Source organism: Asticcacaulis sp. AC460 (assembly GCF_000495795.1).
GTDB lineage: Bacteria > Pseudomonadota > Alphaproteobacteria > Caulobacterales > Caulobacteraceae > Asticcacaulis.
The window spans coordinates 1-1,169 of sequence record NZ_AWGD01000017.1 but is presented as its reverse complement, the minus strand read 5'-3'; the positions used below and the strand labels follow the sequence as shown (position 1 = coordinate 1,169).

Sequence of the window (1,169 nt, the reverse complement as noted above, 5' to 3'; positions counted from 1 at the left end):
CGCGTCGAGACGGAGCGACTGTCTTGGGCGTCAAGCTGCAAGATTGAGTTCAGCGATTATGTCCCTGGCCTTGGCGTTCATTATGACGAGTAATTTTCGTGCGACAGCGGTCCTGACGACCATTTTGGGCTTTCCGGCGTCGAGGAGTTTTTGACGAAACTCCCTGAACTTGGGTTCGTATCGAGCAACGACGCTGGTGATAAAGACCAGAATACTTCGTATCTGTACCCGTCCTCCTCGCACCATACGCCTGCCCTGGCTCTTGCCGCTATCCTTTGCGATGGGCGCCAGTCCCACAAGCTTGGCTATGGCTTTTGCATTCAAAGTTCCGAGTTCGGGAAGATAGGCTAGCAGATAAGCCATGGTCCGTTCGGCTACGCCTGCAATCGCGCCAAGTCCCTCGACGAGGCGTATCCACAGGGTCTGCTGCTTCATGTGCGCTTGAACGAGCACATCGATTTGCTTGATCTCCCGGTTAAACGCATCGAGTAGGCGGCCTTGGGACTGCTGTACGGCTTCGCTTTCGATCAACCGCATCTGGTTTTTTAGGGCCGTCCTGGCATCAATAAGCTGACGCAGCTGAGTGACCAGAGCGGTCAGTTCTTCCTGCTCAGGTGAGGCCGGTGCTTGAGGAGACAAACGTTTGACACGGGCATATTCTGCAATGATGCCAGCATCGATCTTGTCGGTTTTCTCCAAGAAACCCAGGCCTTCCGCAAAACGCCGAACCGAGCGAGCGTTGGCAATCGCAACCCCGAGGCCGGCCTCATGCAGGCCCTTGTGAGCCTGTTTCTCATATCCGCCGGTGGCTTCCATCACAACGAGATCCACAGAATGATCCCGGCAATAACTCGCCAAAGCCTCAATGCCGCAACTAGTCAATTGGAAACGCTTATGCACGCTGCCAAGTCCTAGACGAGCGTCTAACCACGTCGACGAAACGTCCACTCCACAAATCACCTTTTCCACGGTAAACCTGCCTTGCATGCGATCGATAAATCGAGCGACTGTACGGTTGTATGTGAATACGGCGACTGGTCCCAAAGCTCCGTCCCGGCTGTAACCTGAGGGGGTACGAGTGCCAGTCGCCGTTCAAAGGGCGGGCTGCGCAGCCCGCCCTTTGAACCTCCCAGGATAAACCAGAAAGGCTCCACTCAGATACAAGGGGG

General features: G+C 55.3%; 1 protein-coding gene. It reads right to left on the bottom strand.

All coding sequences use genetic code 11. The features are described from left to right. Positions 1-30: 30 nt before the first annotated feature. Entirely contained in the window at positions 31-969 is a 939-nt protein-coding gene (locus ABAC460_RS34085; protein ID WP_155914616.1) for an IS110 family transposase, read from the bottom strand. Positions 970-1,169 lie beyond the last annotated feature (200 nt).